1 protein-coding gene is annotated in these 1,518 nt (G+C 41.0%); it reads left to right on the forward strand.

The window, feature by feature from the left end; genetic code table 11:
• Positions 1-126 precede the first annotated feature (126 nt).
• Positions 127-1,518 (forward strand): recombinase family protein (locus D3H55_RS25550; RefSeq protein WP_205685524.1); only part of this gene is annotated, 1,392 nt, incomplete at its 3' end.

Below are 1,518 nucleotides of genomic sequence, written 5' to 3' on the forward strand. Positions count from 1 at the left end.
GAATATAATAAATTTCTTCTAAGTACGTATGCAGCCCTTGCCCAAGAAGAAATCGAGACCATTTCAACATCAACCAGGTGGGGGTTTGAAAAGAACTTCAAGAAAGGCCTCCCTCGATACAATAAAATGCTTGGTTATGATTTGGTAGAAAAAGACGGACGAAATACCCTTCAAGTTAATGAAGAAGGAGCAGCGATTGTTCGCCTTATTTTTGACTTGTTTTTGCAAGGAATGACCATGGCTGAAATTGCACGCGAATTAATGCATCAAGGGATAAAAACATCGGTTGGGAAAGACCTGTGGAGAGGCTCGACCGTAAAACATATATTAACGAACGTCACCTATACCGGGAACAAATTAACGAGAGTAAGAACCAAAGATCTTTTTACCAATAAAACCACCAAACATATGAGAGATGAAATTGCGATTGAAAATTGCCACCCTCCTATCATTAGTATGGAAGTATTTGAACAGACACAGAAACGCTTAGAAGAAATTAAGCCTAAGAGGAAGTCCACAGGGCCAAAAGGGAATAAACATTGTCTTTCAGGGAGAATGAACTGTCACCGCTGTGGCTATCGGTTGAACAACTATCCAACAAGAAGGGTGAACTATTGGAAGTGCCAAGCGAGTGATATCGGTGCCTGTGATTTTACATCGATTAGAGAAGATCGTTTGAGGAAGATTTTGCTGGAGGGATTCAAACAGAAATTTGATATGACGAACCCTTCCGTTCTTGATGTGGCTAGGAAGGTGCTCCAAGAGATAAATCAGAAGGACCATTTCGAGTTTCATCGGTTAAGGTGGATGACTGAACTGGAGTTAGCAAAAGAAGGGAAGGGTGAGCTGGCCAAAGTAGAACAAGCCTATAAAGAGTTTGAGCAACACATCGCCAGGATTGAAGACGATCGAATTTTCCGGAACCAAACATTGAGTTGGCTTGAGACGGTTCAAAATGTAAAGGAGTTTCTAGAAACCATTACGATTGAACATCTTAGGGCTTGGTTGATGGGAGCGGTCATTTATTCTCCCGATGATTATCGCATTGAGTGGGTCGATGGGACAGAAACCATAGTAGGAAAGATGCCTGATAATCTACAGAAAGAAGAGATTCTTGAAAGACAACCAAACAAGAAGTTTCAAAAACAACAAGAGCATGAACCACTGTATCAGATCATTGATGCAGAAGGACATTTGAAAGAAAGGAGTGAGGAAAGCATGCAAGCACTTATGGAAAGAGAAGTCATCAAAATTGAACCGAAAAAAGGGCAAAGCATGTTAAAGACGATAGAAAAGAACTTGCGTGACCATCCCTCCTCAACAACAAACCAGCCGGTTACAAAACCACTTAGAACTGCTGCCTATTGTAGGGTATCTACGGATCGTGAAGAGCAGCTAACCAGTTATAAAACACAGGTAGCTTACTATACGTATTTAATCCTCAAAGATCCTCGATACGAATTTGCTGGGATATTTGCGGATGAGGGGATATCAGGAAAATCCCTTAAAAATAGAACG

Source organism: Bacillus salacetis, from assembly GCF_003581585.1.
Lineage (GTDB): Bacteria > Bacillota > Bacilli > Bacillales > Bacillaceae_B > Rossellomorea > Rossellomorea salacetis.